Here is a 16,223-nt window from a genome sequence, read left to right as displayed (position 1 = left end):
GCTCTCCACGCGTCAACGACAGATTTTCACCTGGTCATCCCGGCATCCGGAGACCGCTCCAGCACGGCACGGACGAAGCCCGGAACCACGTCGGTCGCGACCTTGGCGGTGTGCGCTTCGGCGCGCGCGAGCGCCGACTCGACGTCCGCGCGGCCGGCCGCGTCGTCGGCGAAGTCGAGCGCCGTCACCCCGGCGGCCCCCATGTCGCTCGCGGCCTCGAGCCACGGCCGGAGCGAACGCGCAGGCTCCCGGTCGACGGCGAGGTCGCGCAGGGCGACGAACTCCTCGAGCCGGGCGCGCAGTTCCGCCGTGTCCGTGCCCGCGAGAGCCGCATCCGCGGCCTCCGCGAGCGCGGGATCCATCGGAGCCGACGGCGGCCACGACGACAGCGTGCGCACAAGCGGGGCAAGGGCCGCGGCATCCGTCCCCGCCACGATCCTCAGGGCGGCGCGGGCGGCGCGATCCGGGTCGTACGCCGCGGGGTTCCACGCCCAGTCGGCGAACGCCGCCATACCGAAGCAGCCCGGAGCGAACTCGACCATGGGGTTGGTCCAGGCACCGTGCAGCGCCGAGCCCTCGACGTCGGCGGTGCGTCCCACGAGCGGACCGAGGAACGCACGGCCGCGGTCGAAGTCGTTGACCGGGAAGTTGTCCCACAGCAGCAGCCGGTCGCCGAAGACCTCGCCCGCCGCATCGATGTCGGCCCGCGTGATGTCGCCGACGACGATGTCGCGGCCCGTCCACCACACGTAGGTGTCGTCCGGCAGGCCCGCCGCGAACGCGGTGCGGTAGTCGGAGGCGCCGGTGCCGGCGTAGTCGGTCGCCACGACGAGCAGCTCGGCTTCGGCCTGCCGGGGTCGCAGCACATCGGCCCTGAAGCGTGTCGCTGTCAGCGCATGCGCCGTGCCGACCCCCGCGCCGTCATCGCCGAACCGCTCGCGGTCGGCGTCGTTCGTGGGCGTCATGGGCACGTCGTCGAAGAGCAGGGCGACCGAGGGGATGCCGGCGTCGAGCAGCTGCGTCGCCTTGGCGGCGAGCAGCTCGTGCTCGGCATCGTCGGCGAAGACCATCGACCCAGCTGGGTGCAGCGCCACCACGACGTCCACCCCGTGAGCCTCGCCCTCGCGGGCGAGTTCCACGAGCCGCTGGAGCGCGTCGGCGGGGTAGAGCTCGCGCCAGCGTTCGCGGTGCCACGGGTCGTCCTTGGGTGCATAGACGTAGGAGTTGAGCTTCACCCGCCCGGCCAGTCGCAGCGCGGCGAGGCGCTCCTCATGCGACCACGGCTCGCCGTAGAACCCCTCGATGATGCCGCGCCGGCGCAGCGCCGGGGCGTCCTCGATCACCGCACCCGGAACGAGGCCTCCGTTCGCATCGGCGAGTTCGTCGAGCGTCGCGCGCGCATGGCGGAACCCGTGAGGACCGGATGCCTCGACCACCGCGCGTCCCTCGGCCACCTCGAGCCGGTACCCCTCGGCGGGCAGATCGGCGACCGTGGACTCCGTCACCACGAGGTCGGCGAGGGGCCACGCACCGGGCCGCCGTTCGGCACGTCGAGGCTGCGGGAGGACGGGCATCGGGTCGAGAATCGCGTCGTCTTCGAGCACCTGGGAACGTTATCACATAGACTGTCGGCATGACCTCGCTCCCCTCGCTGACGAGTGACAAGGACCGACGGACGGTCCGCGGCACGAGCTACTCGCTGTCGTGGCGCACCGGTGCGTCCGGGCTTGTCCGCTCCCCCTACCTCGAGCTGGCCGACGCCGACGGCTCCCGCTGGATGCGCCTGTGCGCCATGTCGAGCGCGCACACGCATGACGCGCGCGACGAGAGCATGAGCCTGTCCGAACCGGAGGTCCGCACCGAAGCCGACGCGGTCGTCGTCACGATTCGCAGCGCATCGCCGGCGTGGCGCGAACGAGCGCTCGAACTTCGCTGCACGCATGACTCGGTCGAGATCACGCTCGAGGCCCGCGGCACCGGCGTCCTGACCGACGTCACGATCCTCGGCGGCGACGGCATCCTGCCCACCGGCGCGAGCGGCACCTTCCGCTCGGGCTTCGACGCTCAGTCGCTGTACGTTCCGAGCCCCACCGAGCCGGTCGCCTTCGTGCGTCCGGTGTGGTCGGCGGCCTCGCTCGGCGTCGTCGGCGACGCCGACCCCGGACGCCTGAACGGCATCTTCTCGCCGCCGCCGCTCGCGCTCGCGTTCGGCCGCGACCCTGCGACGGACGCCTTCTCGCCGGGTGAGGGTCCGTGGCTGGCGACGTGGCTGCGCGCTCCGGTCGAAGAGCTCGGCTTCACCACGATGCGCTTCGACCCGGTCGACGGCGGGGGCCTGCTGCGCCTGACGTACGAGGGGCACACCCCGATCGACACCGGCGCCGACGGCGTCTGGCGATCGCCCACCATCGTGATCCGCCCCGTCGCCACGCCTGGCGACGCGCTCCGTGAGTATCGCGACGACCTCGTACAGGCGGGGTTCGCGAGGGCCGCTGCGCCGCGCCCGACGCCGTGGTGGCTCGAGCCGATCTTCTGCGGCTGGGGCGCCCAGGTCGCCCGCGGCGGCGCGCCCGCACCGGACCTGTGCCGGCAGGAGATCTACGACGAGTTCCTCGAGACGCTGGCCGCGGCATCCCTCGATCCCGGCACGATCGTGATCGACGACCGGTGGCAGGCGCAGTACGGCACCGCCGAGCCCGACACGGACGCGTGGCCCGACCTGCGCGGCTGGATCGACCGTCGCCATGCCGAGGGCCGCCGCGTGCTGCTGTGGTTCAAGGCGTGGGACCCCGCGGGGCTCCCTGCCGAGGAATGCGTGACGGACGCCGCCGGCCGGCCGATCGCGGCCGACCCGGGAAGCCCGGCGTACCTGGCCCGCCTCGACGCCATCGTGGAGCGGCTGCTCTCGGTCGAAGGACTGGACGCCGACGGCTTCAAGGTGGACTTCACGCAGCGCGCCCCGAGCGGCAGCATGCTGCGCTCGGGCGCCGGAAGCGACGGCGTGTGGGGCGTCGCGGCGCTGCACCGGCTGGTGGGCCGCATCCATGCCGCCGCGAAGCGCATCAAGCCCGACGCCCTCGTGATCACGCACACGGTCCACCCGTCCTTCGGTGCCGTGACCGACATGGTCCGCACGAACGACGTGCTCGAGCACGACGTCACCGGCGCGCCGGTCTCGGTGGCGGCGCAGCTGCGGGCACGGCACGAGATCGTCGCGAACGTCCTGCCGGGCCATCCCGTCGACACCGACCAGTGGCCGATGCCCAACCGCGAGGAGTGGCTCGACTACGCCCGCACCCAGGTGCGGCTGGGCGTCCCCGCCCTGTACTACCTCGAGCGCGTGCGAGAGGATGAGCCGATCGACCGGGAGCACCTCGCAGCCATCGGTCGCACGTGGGACGAGTACCGGGAGACCCTCGCATGACCGTGACGGCGATCGCGCGCGGTGTGTGGCGCATCGCCGACACGTGCCACGTGTACCTGCTCGTGGACCCCGACGCGCCCGCGGGGGAACGGGATGCCGTGGCGATCGACTTCGGCTCGGGTCTGGCGCTCGATCATCTCGAAGCCCTCGGCATCCGCCGCATCAGCGATGTTCTGATGACCCATCACCACCGCGATCAGGGGCAGGGCCTGCCTCGCGCGGTCGCGCACGGCGCCCGCATCCACGTGCCACCGGTCGAGCGCGAGCTGTTCGACCGCGTCGAGGAGATGTGGGAGGGGCGCCAGCTCGACAACGACTACAACCTGCGCCAGGACCGCTTCTCGCTGCTCGAGTCGGTGCCGGTCCACGCGACCGTGCCGGAATACCGCGAGCTCGAGGTCGCCGGTGTGCGACTGCTGGTGCTGCCGACACCCGGCCACACGATCGGCTCGGTGACGTACGTGCTCGATCGCGACGGCGAGCGCCTCGCCTTCACCGGCGACCTCGTCTACGCGCCCGGCAAGGTCTGGTCGCTGGCGGCGACCCAGTGGTCGTACACCCAGAACGAGGGCCCGGCCATGACGGTGCTGAGCGCCCTGCTGCTGCACCGGTACCGCCTGTCGGCGATCGCGCCGTCGCACGGCGAGATCATGCATGATCCCGATCAGGCCCTCGAGCTGCTCGCCCAGGTGATGCAGGAGTACGTGGATTCCCGCCGGTCGTACCCGTGGGACCTCCGCGCGCGGCTCGAGGACCCGTTCGTCGCCCTGACCCCGCACCTGCTGCTGAACCGCACGGCGATGTCGTGTTCGTACGTCGTGCTGTCCGAGACCGGCGAGGCGCTCATCGTCGACTACGGCTACGACATGATGACCGGGCTCGTGCCCGGCCAGGAGCGCGCGTCGCGCCGGCCGTGGCTCGCGTCGATCCCCGCGCTGCGCGAGCTGTACGGAGTGACGCGGATCTCGGTCGCCCTGCCCACCCACTACCACGACGACCACATCGCCGGGATGCCGCTGCTGCGCGACGTCGAGGGCACCGAGCTGTGGATCCCGGAGAACGTCGCGCCGACGATGGCCGACCCGTGGTTCGAGGACCTGCCGTGCCAGTGGTACGACCCGATCGTCGCCGACCGCGTGCTGCCGCTGGGCGAGCCCTTCTCGTGGAACGAGTACACGTTCACCGCCCACGCCCAGCCCGGCCACACGCTGTACGCGGTGGCCTACGAGCTCGACGTCGACGGGGTCAAGGTCGTGTTCACCGGCGATCAGCAGGAGGGGCTCGGAGGACGCGACGGGCGCCGCGACATCATGAACTACCAGTACCGCAACCTCTTCCGCCTCGGCGACTACGCGCAGAGCGCGAGCCTGTACCGGCGGATCGGGCCGGGGCTGATGGCGAGCGGGCACTGGGATCCGCGCTGGGTCGACGACGAGTACCTGGACTACCTCACCGACTCCGCGCAACTCGTCGACGACATCCATCGGCGGCTGCTGCCGCTGGACGATCTGTCGATCGGGCCCGACGGCCAGACGGCGCGTCTGCTGCCCTACCGTCGCCGCGCCGGCGTCGGCGAGCCGCTCGAATACACGGTGCGCGTGCGCAACCCGCTGGCAGCGTCGGCGCTGGCACGGCTGACGCTCGTCCTGCCGGTAGGCTGGCGCTCGTCCGTCCCCGAGTTGGCCCTCGAGCTCGGACCCGGCGAGGAGTCCACCGTGCAGCTGACCGTGACCCCTGCGTCCACGGGACGCAGGCAGCGTCTTGCGGTCGACGTCGCCATCGGCGACCTGCGGCTGGGTCAGCACGCCGAGGCACTGGTCGACGTCGAGGAGCGCACGGCGTGAGCGAGACACCGCGACGAGGTCCCGTCGTCCGTCCGACGATCCGCGAGGTCGCCGACGCGGCGGGTGTGTCGCGGTCCACCGCGTCGCGCGCACTCTCGGGCAACGGCTACGCCGCTCCCGAGGTGCGCGAACGGGTCCGCGCGGCGGCCAAGGAGATCGGCTACGTCGTGGACGTGACCGCCCGCAGCCTCAAGCAGCGCACGAGCCGGTCGGTCGGCGTGCTCGTATCGGACCTGCGCAACGTGTTCTACGCCGAGCTCGCCTCCGGGATCGGCGAGGAGGCCCGCGCGCACGGGCGCACGCTCGTGATGGTCGACCTGCGCGGCGAGGAGTCCGACGAGCTCGAGGCCGCCGAGACGCTCGTCGGATCGCGTGTGTCGGGCGTCATCGCGACGCCCGTCTCGCGCGAGCTCAGCGCCTTCCTGAGCCGCGTCGGCGTGCCCCTCATCGAGGTCGACCGCCGGTTCGACGCGGACGAGACCGATGCCGTCGTCGTCGACAACCGCGCCGCTGCGCGCGACACGACGAGTCGCCTGCTCGCCGCCGGGCACGAGCGGATCGCACTGCTGATCGACGAGACCGAGTGGACAACCGGCGAGGAGCGACAGCGCGGGTACCTCGACGCCCTGGCATCCCGCAAGGTCCGCGTGGACGAGTCGCTCATCGTGCAGGCCGGCTGGGATGCTGAAGAGGCGATGGCCGCCGCGCAGCGGATCCTGTCCCGCCCCGATCGCCCGACCGCGGTGTTCGCGGCCAACAACGTGCTGACCGAGGGGACGTGGCGCGCAGCATCCGCTCTCGGCCTGCGCATTCCCGAGGACGTGAGCCTCGCCGGCTTCGACGATGCACCCTGGATGACCATGGTGCAGCCGGGTGTGTCGACGCGGATGCAGGATGCCGGAGCCCTCGGCGCGACCGCGATGCGGGCGCTCCTCGAGCGCATCGACGCCCCCGAGTCGCCGGTGCGCACGATCGTGCTGCCGACGCAGTTCGTGGATCGCGGCTCGATCGCGCCGCCTCCCGCCCGCTGACCCCGCACCATCGCCGCGCCGCCCCGCGCACCCTCGCGCCGCACGCCTCTGTTCGTTCGGGGCCGCAGTGGCGTCGAACGCGTCGGTGTTGGTACTATGTGGGAACGATGTCACATCCCGTGGTCACCTGGCTGATCACAACGTGCTCGTGACCACATCGCGCGCGGGAATCGCGTCGCGCAGGCCGGAGGAACCCCATGGCAACGAAGCACCCCGTGCTCGCGCTCGACATCGGCGGCACGAAGCTCGCCGTCGCGATGGTGACGCCCGATGGGCTCACGCACGGCTTCCTCTCGGAGCCCACCGACAAGCACCGCGGTCCGGACGCCGTCATCGCCCACCTCTTCGACATGGGCGCGCGCAGCATCGCGGCCGCCGGGATCGGCGCGCCCCACGCCGTGGGCATCAGCTGCGGCGGACCGCTCGACGCCGCCGCCGGCATCCTGACCGGCCCCCTCCACCTGCCGGGGTGGATCGACATCCCGATCGTCGCGATGGCCTCCGAGGCGTTCGGGGTGCCGGCCGTCGTCGAGAACGACGCGACCGCCGCCGTTCTCGGCGAGCACCGGTTCGGCGCTGCTCGAGGCGCCGAGATCGCGCTCTACCTCACACTGTCGACCGGTGTCGGCGGCGGGTCGATCATCGACGGCCGACTGCACCGCGGTGCGGCCGGCAACGGCGGCGAGTTCGGCCATCTGATGGTGCGGCCCGGTGGCCGGCGATGCGAATGCGGCAGGAACGGATGCCTCGAGGCCTACGCCTCGGGCACGAACATCGCCGTACGTGCCCACGAGATGCTCGCGGCGAGCGACCGCCCGTCGACGCTGCGCGAGCTCCCGCTGGTGCGTGCCGAGCACGTCTCGGCCGCCGCAGCCGCCGGAGATCCGCTCGCCACCGAGATCTGGAGAGAGACGACCGACCTGCTCGGCCAGGCCGTCACCGACCTGGTCAACGTCTTCGAGCCGCACGTCGTCGTGCTCGGCGGTGGCGTCACCCGCTCGGGATCGATCCTGCTCGACCCGGTGCGCGACACCGTGCGCGACACCGCCATGCCGCCCGCCGCCGCGCGGGCACTCGTGACCCTTGCCGGACTCGGCGACGCGGTGTGCGTCGTCGGCGCCGGCGCCCTCGCCCTCGACCTCGTGGAGGCCGCCCGTGTCTGACTGGCTCGAAGAACAGCTCGACGCCCACATCCGCACCGCACAGCAGGCCAAGCCCCTCCTGGACGACGTCCGCGCCGTCGGGGCGGTGCTGATCGATGCCTTCGCAGGCGGCGGCACGCTGTACACCCTCGGCAACGGCGGCAGTGCCGCCGACGCCCAGCACTTCACCGGCGAGGTCATCGGCCACTACAAGCGCGACCGGCGTCCGCTCCCCGCCGTCACCCTGACCACGGATGCCACGGTCTCGACGTGCATCGCGAACGACTACGCCTTCGAGGACGTCTTCTCGCGCCAGGTGCAGGCGCTCGCCAAGCCGGGCGACGTGGTCGCGGCCTTCACCACGAGCGGGCGCTCGGCGAACGTCGTCAACGCATTGTCGGCCGCGCGCGCCAATGGCGCGACGACGCTGCTCTTCGCGGGCGGCGACGGCGGGCCCTCCCTCGCCCTGGCGGATCACGTCTTCCTCGCGCCGTCCAGCGAGACGCCCCGCATCCAGGAATTGCACACCTTCCTTCTGCACGCGCTGTCCGAGATCCTGGACGCCTGGGCGGCTGGAGAGGAGCCCGCGTGACCGACCGAGCCCGCGTGACCGACCGCGCTCCGATCGCCAACGCCCCCTCGGGCGCCCAGCCGCGCGACATGACGCCGGCATCGCGCCCCGCCGCGACGCCCGACCGCACCCTCCACATGATCGGCAACGCTCACCTGGATGTGGTGTGGCTGTGGCCGTGGCAGGAGGGGTACCAAGAAGCCCGCGCCACGTTCGCCAGCGCCCTGGACCGCATGGACGAGTACCCCGACTTCGTCTTCACGTGCGACCAGATGGTGCTGCTGTCGTGGGTCGAGGAGCAGGACCCCGAGATGTTCGCGCGCATCCAGGAGCGCGTCGCCGAGGGCCGCTGGGTCAACGTCGGCGGCTGGTGGGTGGAGCCGGACTGCAACACCCCGATGGGAGAGTCCTTCGCGCGGCAGGGGCTCTACGGACAGCGCTACCTGCAGTCGCGCTTCGGCAAGATCGCCAGCGTCGGCATGAACGTCGACCCCTTCGGGCACAGCGCCTCGCTCCCGCAGATCCTGCAGGGTCAGCGCATGGACTCGTACTGCTTCCTTCGCCCCGGCCCGCACGAGGGCGACCTCGATGAGACGCTGTTCCACTGGGAATCCGCCGACGGCTCACGCGTGCTGGCGTATCGGATCCCGTTCGAGTACTGCAGCCCGCCCGGCGACGTGTCAGGGCAGACCGAGAAGTCGCTCGCACAGCTGGATCGGGCACTCGGCGAGATGATGGTGTTCTACGGCGTCGGCAACCACGGCGGCGGGCCGACGAAGGCGAACATCGAGTCGATCCACCGCTACGACCGCATGGGAAGCTTCGGAAGGATGACGATGTCGTCACCGCGCGCGTACTTCGACGAGATGCTCTCTCGGGGCGAGGGGTTCCTCGACGCGCTGACGGTGCGCCGCGACGACCTGCAGCACCACGCACCCGGCTGCTACTCGTCCCATTCGGGGATCAAGGCGTGGCAGCGCCGCGCCCAGCACGCCGCACTCTCGGCCGAGCGCTGGGCAGTGATCGACGTCGCCCTCACCGGAGGCGACTACCCGCGCGAGGACCTCGAGCGGGCATGGAAGCAGATCCTCTTCAACCAGTTCCACGACATCCTGCCGGGCTCCGCGATCGAGCCGTCCTACGACGATGCCCGCGATCAGCTGGGCGAGGCCGTCGCGATCTCGAAGCGCATCATCACGCGCGCGCACAATCGCATCGCGCGCCGCATCGACATCCCGCTGGACGAAGCCACCCAGCCCGTGGTGGTGTTCAACCCGCACCCGTGGCCGGTGTCGGTCGACGTCGACATGCAGTACGGGGCGCAGCGCAACGGCGTGCGCATCGTCGACCACGAGGGCACGCCCGTCGTCTCGCAGGCGACCCAGTCCACCGCGACCACCGGCGACCTGAGCCGCGGCGCCGTGACCTTCCGCGCCGACGTGCCCGCGCTGGGCTATGCGCTGTACCGGATGCTGCCGGGGCCGGCCCTGCCTGCCGAGACCGGGCTGTCGGTGGCCGGAGACGGCACCGTCATCGAGAACTCCCACGTGCGGCTCGAGCTCGACCCGCAGACCGGCGACCTCGTGTCGCTGCTCGACAAGGCCAGCGGTGTCGATCCGCTCGCCGGCACGCGGGGCCAGCCGCGCACCGCGGTGTGCGACGACCCGACCGACACGTGGGGCCACCGCGTCATCTCCTACGCGTGGCCGGGTGCCGCCATGACGCTCGACCGCATCGTCGTGCGCGAGACCGGCCCGCTGCGCTCCCGCGTGCGGGTGGAGAAGTCCTGGGGCGCCAGCACGCTGGTCGAGGAGTACCTCCTCGCGCACGATGCGCCCGCCGTGCGCGTCGACGTCACGATCGACTGGCGCGAGAAGGCGCACCTGCTCAAGCTCCGCTTCCCCGTCGGGCTCGACGACCCCGAGGCGACCTACGAGATCCCGTACGGCACGATCCAGCGCCCGGTCGACGGCGCCGAAGAGCCGGCGCAGTCGTGGGTGGATCTCACCGGCACCGTCGACGGCGCCCCCGCCGGGCTCACGGTCATCGCCACCACGAAGCACGGCTGGGATGTCTCGCCCGCCGACTCGGCGGGCGGCGAGACGCCCAGCATCGGCATCACCGCGGTGCGCAGCCCCGTCTACTCGTGGCACGACCCGAGGCTGCTCGACCCCGAGGGCGTCTACTCCTTCCAGGACCAGGGCATCCAGCGCTTCAGCCTCGAGCTGGTCCCCCACGCGGGCGACTGGCGCGCGGCGCAGCCGACCCGGCGCGCCGCGGTGCTCGGCGCGCCGGTGCGCGCGCAGCTCGAGTCGTTCCACGGCGGCGACCTGCCGCCGCGCCGCAGCTTCGCCGACGACGGTGCGGGCGCGGTCATGGTGACGGCGGTCAAGGGCAGCGAGGACGCCCCCGCCGGCGGCCCGGCCGACCTCATCGTGCGCGCCGTCGAGACGCGCGGCAAGGCGGCGTCGGCGCGCATCGAGCTGCCGCTGGTGGCTCGCACGATCGACGCCGACTTCCGGCCGCACCAGGTGCGCACGTTCCGCGTGCCGCTCGATCCGGACCGCGACATCGTCGAGGTCGATCTGCTCGAGTGGCCGCTCGGGGAGCAGCCGGCGTGAGCTCCACGCCGTCGGTGGCGATCCTCGATGCGGATGCCGCCGGCTTCGACGTCGCCGTCGTCCCCGACGGCGACGTGCACCGCGTGACGGTGCGCTTCGGCGGCGCCGCCCCGGTCGAGGCGGCCGTCCGCGTCACCGTCCGGGTAGAGGACGCGAGCGACCCGTGGTGGCTCATCCCGGGTCTCTTCTACGGCGAGAACCGCCCGGCCGCCAACGACCGGCTCTATCCGCGGTTCGCGGCCGGCGCAGACGCACCCGAGCAGCACGCCGCGTTCGTGAGCGACGAATGGCACTTCCGCTCCGACCGCGCCGCCACCCCGGCGGTGTTCGTCTGGCCTTCGGCGGGTGCGGCGGGCATGGCCCTCTCGGTCGCCCCGGTCACCGATCTGGGACTCACCGGACTCGGCTTCGCGTTGCGAGACGGCGGGGCCGAGCTGAGCGCCACCTTCCCGGCGCGGGAGTTCCCCGTCACCTACTACGGCGACGGGGAGCCCCGCCCGGCCGAGGTGCTGCGTCACCGCTTCGAGCCCGGCGATGCGATCGAGCTCTCGGTGCGCGTGCACGTGCTCGGCCCGGATCGTCACGACTACGCCCCGGTGCTGCGAGCTCTGCACGCGGCATCCGCCCCGTCCGCTCCCCTGCGGCCGTGGGTCGATGTGCCGACCGCCGCCGCACTGAGTGCCGAGGGATTGCTGCGCTGGCACTACGACCCCGACCCGGGCGTGCTGCTCGAGACGGTCGGCTTCGACCGCGAGGTCTCGGGCCGCGACGGCAAGTCCGTCGACCGCCAGGCGATGCACGTGGGCTGGGTGTCGGGCATCCCGTGGGCCTATGCCATGCTGCGCCACGCGGAGCGGACGGATGCCGCGGCCCTGCGCGACGCCGCGCTCGACGTGATCGACTTCTGCACCGCCGAGCTCTCGCCCAGCGGCACGCTGTGGGGCGTGTGGTATCGCGACAAGGGCTGGACGCAGAGCTGGACGACCCACCGAAGAGGTCTGCACAGCCGCACGCTCGGCGAGGCGACGCAGTTCCTCGTGCGGGCGGGTGCGCTCGCCGATCGTGAACGGTGGCGCGAGGTCGCGCGATCGAACCTCGACGTCGTCGTGGGCCGTCAGCGCGACGACGGCAACCTCGGCAGCATCCACCACGCCGAGACCGGCGAGGTGCTGTCATGGAGCGGCTCAGCAGGATTGGCGTGGGTGGGCGCGCTCGTCGAGGCTGCGGACTGGGACGAGCGGTACCTCCGGACCGCGGTGCGCGCGGGCCGCTATTACGCCCGGTTCGTCCTCGACGAATACCTGCACGGCGCTCCCGAAGACGTCGACCTCGCCGTCACGAGCGAGGACGGCTACGTCGCCGTCATGGCCTACATGGCGCTGCACCGAGCGACCGGCGACAGCGAATGGCTCGACCTCGCCCGACGGGCCGCCGACTTCGCGCTGACCTTCCGTTACACGTACGACGTGGAGTTCGCCCCGAGCACGATGCTCGGCATCTACGACTTCGGCACTCGCGGCGCGGATCAAGCCTCGGCATCCAACCAGCACCTGCATGCCTATGGCCTCGTCTGCACGCGGGAACTGCTCGAGCTCGCCGACGCCGCGGGCGACCCGCACTACCGAGAGCGCGCACTCGAGACGCTGGCGTGCTTCCGGCAGTTCGTCGCCCGCTTCGACGGCGACTTCAACGCCTACCGCGGCATGGTGACCGAGCGGTACTACCAGACCGAGTGCTTCCAGCCGAAGGGGATGCTCCTGACGCTCTCTCACGCGTGGAGCGCGGGCGTGCTGCTGCTCGGCTGCGAGGACGCCCTGGCCGCCGGCGCCGGCTGAGTCGCAGCATCCGTCCCCACCTGCTCACCTCCGCGCCGCGCCCGGCACCCGTCAAGCCCGCGAGAACCGCTTGCACAGTGCCGACGGGGAAGCAAGCCCCTCGGGATGAAAGGCCGGCGGGGTGACCATGGCTTCTCGATGCACTCGCGACGTCAGGCGCACGGAGGTGGGATGGACGTCATTCTCGTTCCGGGACTGTGGATGGGCGCGTCGGCATGGCACGACGTGGCGACGGCATTGACGGCGGCCGGACACACACCGCACGCCCTCACCCTCCGAGGCCTCGATTCGCGCGCGGCGGATCGCAGCGGAACGATGCTCGCCGACCACGTCGCCGAGATCGTGGCGGCCATCGATCGCTGCCCCGGCAAGGTCGTGCTGGTCGGGCAGGCGCAGGCCTGCGGTCTCGTGCACGCGGCGCTGAATCGTCGCGTGGATCGCGTCGCGGCCGCCGTATATGTGGGCGGACTCCCCAGCGCCCACGGCGCGCACGTCCTCAGCGGCTTCACGCTGGACGCGCGCGGCACCACGACGAACACGGCCGGCTATCGCGCGGTCGACGCGAGCCTGTCGGGATGGCACGACCGCGTCCGCGAAGACGCCGACCACGTGCTGGATCAGGTCCAGAAGCTGACCGACGAGCGTCGGCTCGCCGTTCCCGTCACGGTCGTCGCCACCGAGTTCACGACCGACGACGTGCGGCGGTGGATGGCCGCGAACATCGACCCCGCGCGCGAGCTCACGATTCTGCACGCCGTCACGCTGGTCGACATGCCCGCGGGCCGCTGGCCGCAGATCGAGCGTCCGGATGACCTCACGCGCATCATCGCCCAGGCGGCGTCGGTTCCGGATGCCGCGGCCCCGAGCGCGCACGCCGCTCCGCTGGTCCCGGGCAGCTGAGCGCCCCCGCCGGTGCGGCTCAGACGGCCGCGGGCTTCTCGACGGCGCGCACGGCGGCGATCGCTCCGGTCGTCGCCGACTCGTAGGCCGCCAGGATCACGCCGAGCACGTCGATGCCCTCGACGTGCGTCTGGATCGGCCGTCGCCCCTCGAGGATGCACTCGGCGAAGTGCGCCACCTCAGCGGCGAACTCGTGAACCGGCTCGAACGTCGTCGTCACCGGCTCCTCGCCGCGCACGCGCGAGATCAGCGTGGTGCCGTCGGAGCTGAGCGACCCCTTCTCTCCGACGAGCGAGAATTTCTCGGTGCCCACGGCCGGCTCGTACGCCCAGCTCGTGGTGACGTGGCCGACCACGCCGTTGTCGTACCGCACGAGCACCTGCGCGGAGTCCTCGCCTTCCATGAACTCCAGGCGGTGGCGCGACAGCATGGCCGCCACCTCGACGGGAGTTCCGCCGGCGAGATGCTGCAGCAGGTACAGCGGGTGGTAGCCGGTGTCGATCAGCTCGCCACCCCCCGCGGTGGCCGCCTGCGCCCGCCATCCCATGCTCTCGACGGTGAAGTCGTTGTAGAAGCTGTCGGTGGTCCGCACCTCGAAGACGCGTCCGAGGGCACCGCTCGCGACGAGCGCCTTGGCGGCGGCGACCGCCGGCAGGAAGAGCTGGTTGTGCGCGCACATGACCGTCACGCCGTTGCGCTCGACCGCGGCGGAGATGGCCGCCGCCTCGTCGAGGCTCAGGCACAGCGGCTTCTCGCACAGCACGTGCAGTCCCGCATCCGCCGCGGCGATCACGGCGTCGGCGTGCAGATGATGCGGCAGGCAGATGTCGACGGCGTCGAGCCCGCCTGCCGCAATCATCTCGCGGTAGTCGGCGTAGATCCGCACGCCCTCGTCGTCGCCACGCCGCTTCTCGGCGTTCGCGCGCACCGGGTCGGCGATCGCGGCGAACTCGACAGTGTCGGGGTTGCGGCGATAACCGGCGACGTGCGCGCCGGCGATGTCTCCTGCGCCGATGAGTCCGATCCGCACCTTGCGGGTTTCGCTGACCGTCATGACCGTCCTTCTGTGTCGGTGTCGGTGTCTGTGTCTGTTTCTGTGTCTGTTTCTGTGTCTGTGTCGATGTCTGTGTCGATGTCGATCGCCGCGCCCGTCGCAGCGGCGGTGTTGGCCGCGACGACGAACCGGGTCAGTTCGATCGCCGCCCGGACGTTATCGCTGGTGTCGCCGCGGCCGTTGATCGCGTCGACCCACAGGTCGAAGGGCGCGGTGGCCGCGCCGCCGAGCGGCACCGGCGTCCAGTCGTCGCCGAGCTGTCCGCCCTTGCCGATCAGCTCCTCACGGCCGAAGCCGTACAGAAGCGAGCCCTTCGTGCCGCGCACCTCGAACGCGAACGCGCCGGGGGTCGTCACGAAGCTGGCCTCGGCCACGCCGAGAGCTCCATCGGGATAGCGGGCGACGACCACGGCGTTGTCTTCGACCGCGCGGCCCGTGACGTGGCCGTAGGCGGCCGTCACCTGCGCGGGCCGCGCGCCGAGGAACCGCTGCACGAGGTAGGCGGGGTGGCAGCCGAGGTCGGCGAAGGCCCCTCCGACGGCGGCGACCGGGTCAGCGAAGCGCTCCGGGAGCCATCCGCCCAGCCAGCCGTCGTGCGCCATGCGCACGCGGGCGTAAGTGATCTCTCCGAGGACTCCGGACTCGACAAGACCGGATGCCGCGACGATCTCGCGCTCCGACAGCCGGGGCAGCGACACCACGAGGGCGACCCCGGCGTCGCGGGCAGCCGCGGCCAGCGCCACGGACTCGGCGACCGTCGGAGCGAGCAGCTTCTCGGTGAAGACGTGCTTGCCGGCCTGGATCGCGCGCGAGATCACCGCGGTGTGGTCGGAGGTGGCCGTGGTCACGGTGATCGCGTCAAGATCGGGCCGCGCCAGCAACTCGTCCAGCGACGACGCGCGATCGATGCCGAGACTCTGGACGCCTTCATCCGCCAGAGCCGGATCGGCGTCCCACCCCGCCACCACCCGGGTGGCCGGATGCTCCGTCGCGCTGCGCGCGTAATCCGGCGCATGGACATGCCAGAATCCGGCGATTCCCACGCCGATGACGTCGTCTGTCACGCTGTGCACTCCTCTGTGTGTGCGTTGGGTCCCGCCGACGTGTGGCAACGTTACCAGATGCTTCTCACCGGTCGCGAGGGCGCACGAAGAGCACCGCCTTCCGGAAACGATCGGGATCCGTAACCGCGCTGCGCGCGGGGGTGGCGCCTACATGTGCGATCTCGCAGCACCCGATACCGAAGTCGCCGACCTCCTTCACGGTCTTCACCGGCATCCCCGAGTCGTAGGCACCGGCAAGGAGCGCGTCGAGCACCGCGAACTGGGTCACCGCAGCGTCTGCGACTTGTCGGCCTGCGACGTCGCGAGGCTACAGCGACCGGAGCCAGATCGATCCGATCAGACTCTCCGCCGCTTCATTGACAGATCGGTCAGCGGGCTCGACTCACTTGCACACTCGGACTGACCGCTCGCAGTTCACTTGCGGCGCCCTGACCAGACGGCAAGCCAAATAGCCACCAGAGTCGCCACGGCCACCACGGCTGCAACCACGATCCCGATCGTGAGCAACGCAGGGATGGATGGCAGCTACGGGTTGGGCGACATCATGATCACGCTCACCGCGATCGCAGAATAGCGTCGCCGCTACAGCAGAGCCAGCGAGTTGCACCTTGAAGGATCCTTGGGTTCTTGCGGTGGTCGCAACACTTGCTGAATGGAGAGTGTTGTGGCGGAGTTGGCGCTGAGGTTCCGGCTGGATGTGGTCCAGCAGGCGTGGGAGTGCTTTCAGGCGGGGCAGT

At 71.4% G+C, this 16,223-nt stretch carries 12 protein-coding genes; 8 read left to right on the top strand and 4 right to left on the bottom strand.

The features are described 5' to 3' along the window. Positions 1-26: 26 nt before the first annotated feature. Positions 27-1,604 (bottom strand): beta-N-acetylglucosaminidase domain-containing protein, encoded by a 1,578-nt coding sequence (locus ACLKM7_RS15635; RefSeq protein WP_436448088.1) that lies wholly within the window; start codon positions 1,602-1,604, stop codon positions 27-29. Positions 1,605-1,633: 29 nt separating this feature from the next. Between ACLKM7_RS15635 and ACLKM7_RS15630 the strand changes: the two genes are divergently transcribed. The 8 genes from ACLKM7_RS15630 to ACLKM7_RS15595 all read left to right on the top strand — a co-directional run bounded on the left by ACLKM7_RS15630 (position 1,634) and on the right by ACLKM7_RS15595 (position 13,368). Continuing rightward, positions 1,634-3,424, top strand: a complete 1,791-nt coding sequence (locus tag ACLKM7_RS15630; RefSeq protein WP_436448087.1) for a hypothetical protein — start codon at positions 1,634-1,636, stop codon at positions 3,422-3,424. Beyond that, entirely contained in the window at positions 3,421-5,268 is a 1,848-nt protein-coding gene (locus ACLKM7_RS15625) for an MBL fold metallo-hydrolase (protein ID WP_436448086.1), read from the top strand. The genes ACLKM7_RS15630 and ACLKM7_RS15625 overlap by 4 nt, the downstream gene beginning before the upstream one ends. Continuing rightward, the gene (locus tag ACLKM7_RS15620; RefSeq protein WP_436448085.1) at positions 5,265-6,299 is read left to right on the top strand and encodes a LacI family DNA-binding transcriptional regulator; all 1,035 of its coding nucleotides are present in this window, start codon (positions 5,265-5,267) and stop codon (positions 6,297-6,299) included. The genes ACLKM7_RS15625 and ACLKM7_RS15620 overlap by 4 nt, the downstream gene beginning before the upstream one ends. Positions 6,300-6,496: 197 nt before the next feature. Further along, positions 6,497-7,462 carry an ROK family protein gene (locus ACLKM7_RS15615; protein WP_436448084.1) on the top strand — a complete coding sequence of 322 codons (966 nt, stop codon included), beginning with the start codon at positions 6,497-6,499 and terminating at the stop codon, positions 7,460-7,462. Then, complete coding sequence (locus tag ACLKM7_RS15610) at positions 7,455-8,033, top strand: D-sedoheptulose-7-phosphate isomerase (protein ID WP_436448083.1); 579 nt, start codon at positions 7,455-7,457, stop codon at positions 8,031-8,033. The genes ACLKM7_RS15615 and ACLKM7_RS15610 overlap by 8 nt, the downstream gene beginning before the upstream one ends. Further along, the gene (locus ACLKM7_RS15605; RefSeq protein WP_436448082.1) at positions 8,030-10,633 is read left to right on the top strand and encodes an alpha-mannosidase; all 2,604 of its coding nucleotides are present in this window, start codon (positions 8,030-8,032) and stop codon (positions 10,631-10,633) included. Before ACLKM7_RS15610 ends, ACLKM7_RS15605 begins: the two co-directional genes overlap by 4 nt. Further along, the gene (locus tag ACLKM7_RS15600) at positions 10,630-12,468 is read left to right on the top strand and encodes a hypothetical protein (protein ID WP_436448081.1); all 1,839 of its coding nucleotides are present in this window, start codon (positions 10,630-10,632) and stop codon (positions 12,466-12,468) included. Before ACLKM7_RS15605 ends, ACLKM7_RS15600 begins: the two co-directional genes overlap by 4 nt. A gap of 171 nt (positions 12,469-12,639) precedes the next feature. Further along, positions 12,640-13,368 (top strand): alpha/beta fold hydrolase, encoded by a 729-nt coding sequence (locus tag ACLKM7_RS15595; RefSeq protein WP_436448080.1) that lies wholly within the window; start codon positions 12,640-12,642, stop codon positions 13,366-13,368. 19 nt (positions 13,369-13,387) lie between these two features. On the opposite strand, the gene ACLKM7_RS15590 is transcribed toward ACLKM7_RS15595, so the two are convergent. The 3 genes from ACLKM7_RS15590 to ACLKM7_RS15580 all read right to left on the bottom strand — a co-directional run bounded on the left by ACLKM7_RS15590 (position 13,388) and on the right by ACLKM7_RS15580 (position 15,754). Beyond that, positions 13,388-14,422, bottom strand: coding sequence for a Gfo/Idh/MocA family protein (locus ACLKM7_RS15590; protein WP_436448079.1), 1,035 nt, complete (start codon positions 14,420-14,422; stop codon positions 13,388-13,390). After that, positions 14,419-15,486: a Gfo/Idh/MocA family protein gene (locus ACLKM7_RS15585; protein ID WP_436448078.1), complete on the bottom strand. Its 1,068-nt coding sequence runs from the start codon at positions 15,484-15,486 to the stop codon at positions 14,419-14,421. Before ACLKM7_RS15585 ends, ACLKM7_RS15590 begins: the two co-directional genes overlap by 4 nt. 64 nt (positions 15,487-15,550) lie before the next feature. Beyond that, the gene (locus tag ACLKM7_RS15580; RefSeq protein ID WP_436448077.1) at positions 15,551-15,754 is read right to left on the bottom strand and encodes an acetolactate decarboxylase; all 204 of its coding nucleotides are present in this window, start codon (positions 15,752-15,754) and stop codon (positions 15,551-15,553) included. Positions 15,755-16,223 lie beyond the last annotated feature (469 nt).

The sequence above is a fragment of the Microbacterium sp. I2 genome (genome assembly GCF_051364985.1).
GTDB lineage: Bacteria > Actinomycetota > Actinomycetes > Actinomycetales > Microbacteriaceae > Microbacterium.
The sequence above is the reverse complement of the archived record's forward strand: the minus strand, read 5'-3'. Positions and strand labels throughout refer to the sequence as shown.

Bases quoted from the DNA above. Each gene is read 5' to 3' on its own strand.
- ACLKM7_RS15630 (WP_436448087.1), top strand. From the start codon at position 1,634: ATGACCTCGCTCCCCTCGCTGACGAGTGACAAGGACCGACGGACGGTC.
- ACLKM7_RS15625 (WP_436448086.1), top strand. From the start codon at position 3,421: ATGACCGTGACGGCGATCGCGCGCGGTGTGTGGCGCATCGCCGACACG.
- ACLKM7_RS15615 (WP_436448084.1), top strand. From the start codon at position 6,497: ATGGCAACGAAGCACCCCGTGCTCGCGCTCGACATCGGCGGCACGAAG.
- ACLKM7_RS15595 (WP_436448080.1), top strand. From the start codon at position 12,640: ATGGACGTCATTCTCGTTCCGGGACTGTGGATGGGCGCGTCGGCATGG.
- ACLKM7_RS15590 (WP_436448079.1), bottom strand. From the start codon at position 14,422: ATGACGGTCAGCGAAACCCGCAAGGTGCGGATCGGACTCATCGGCGCA.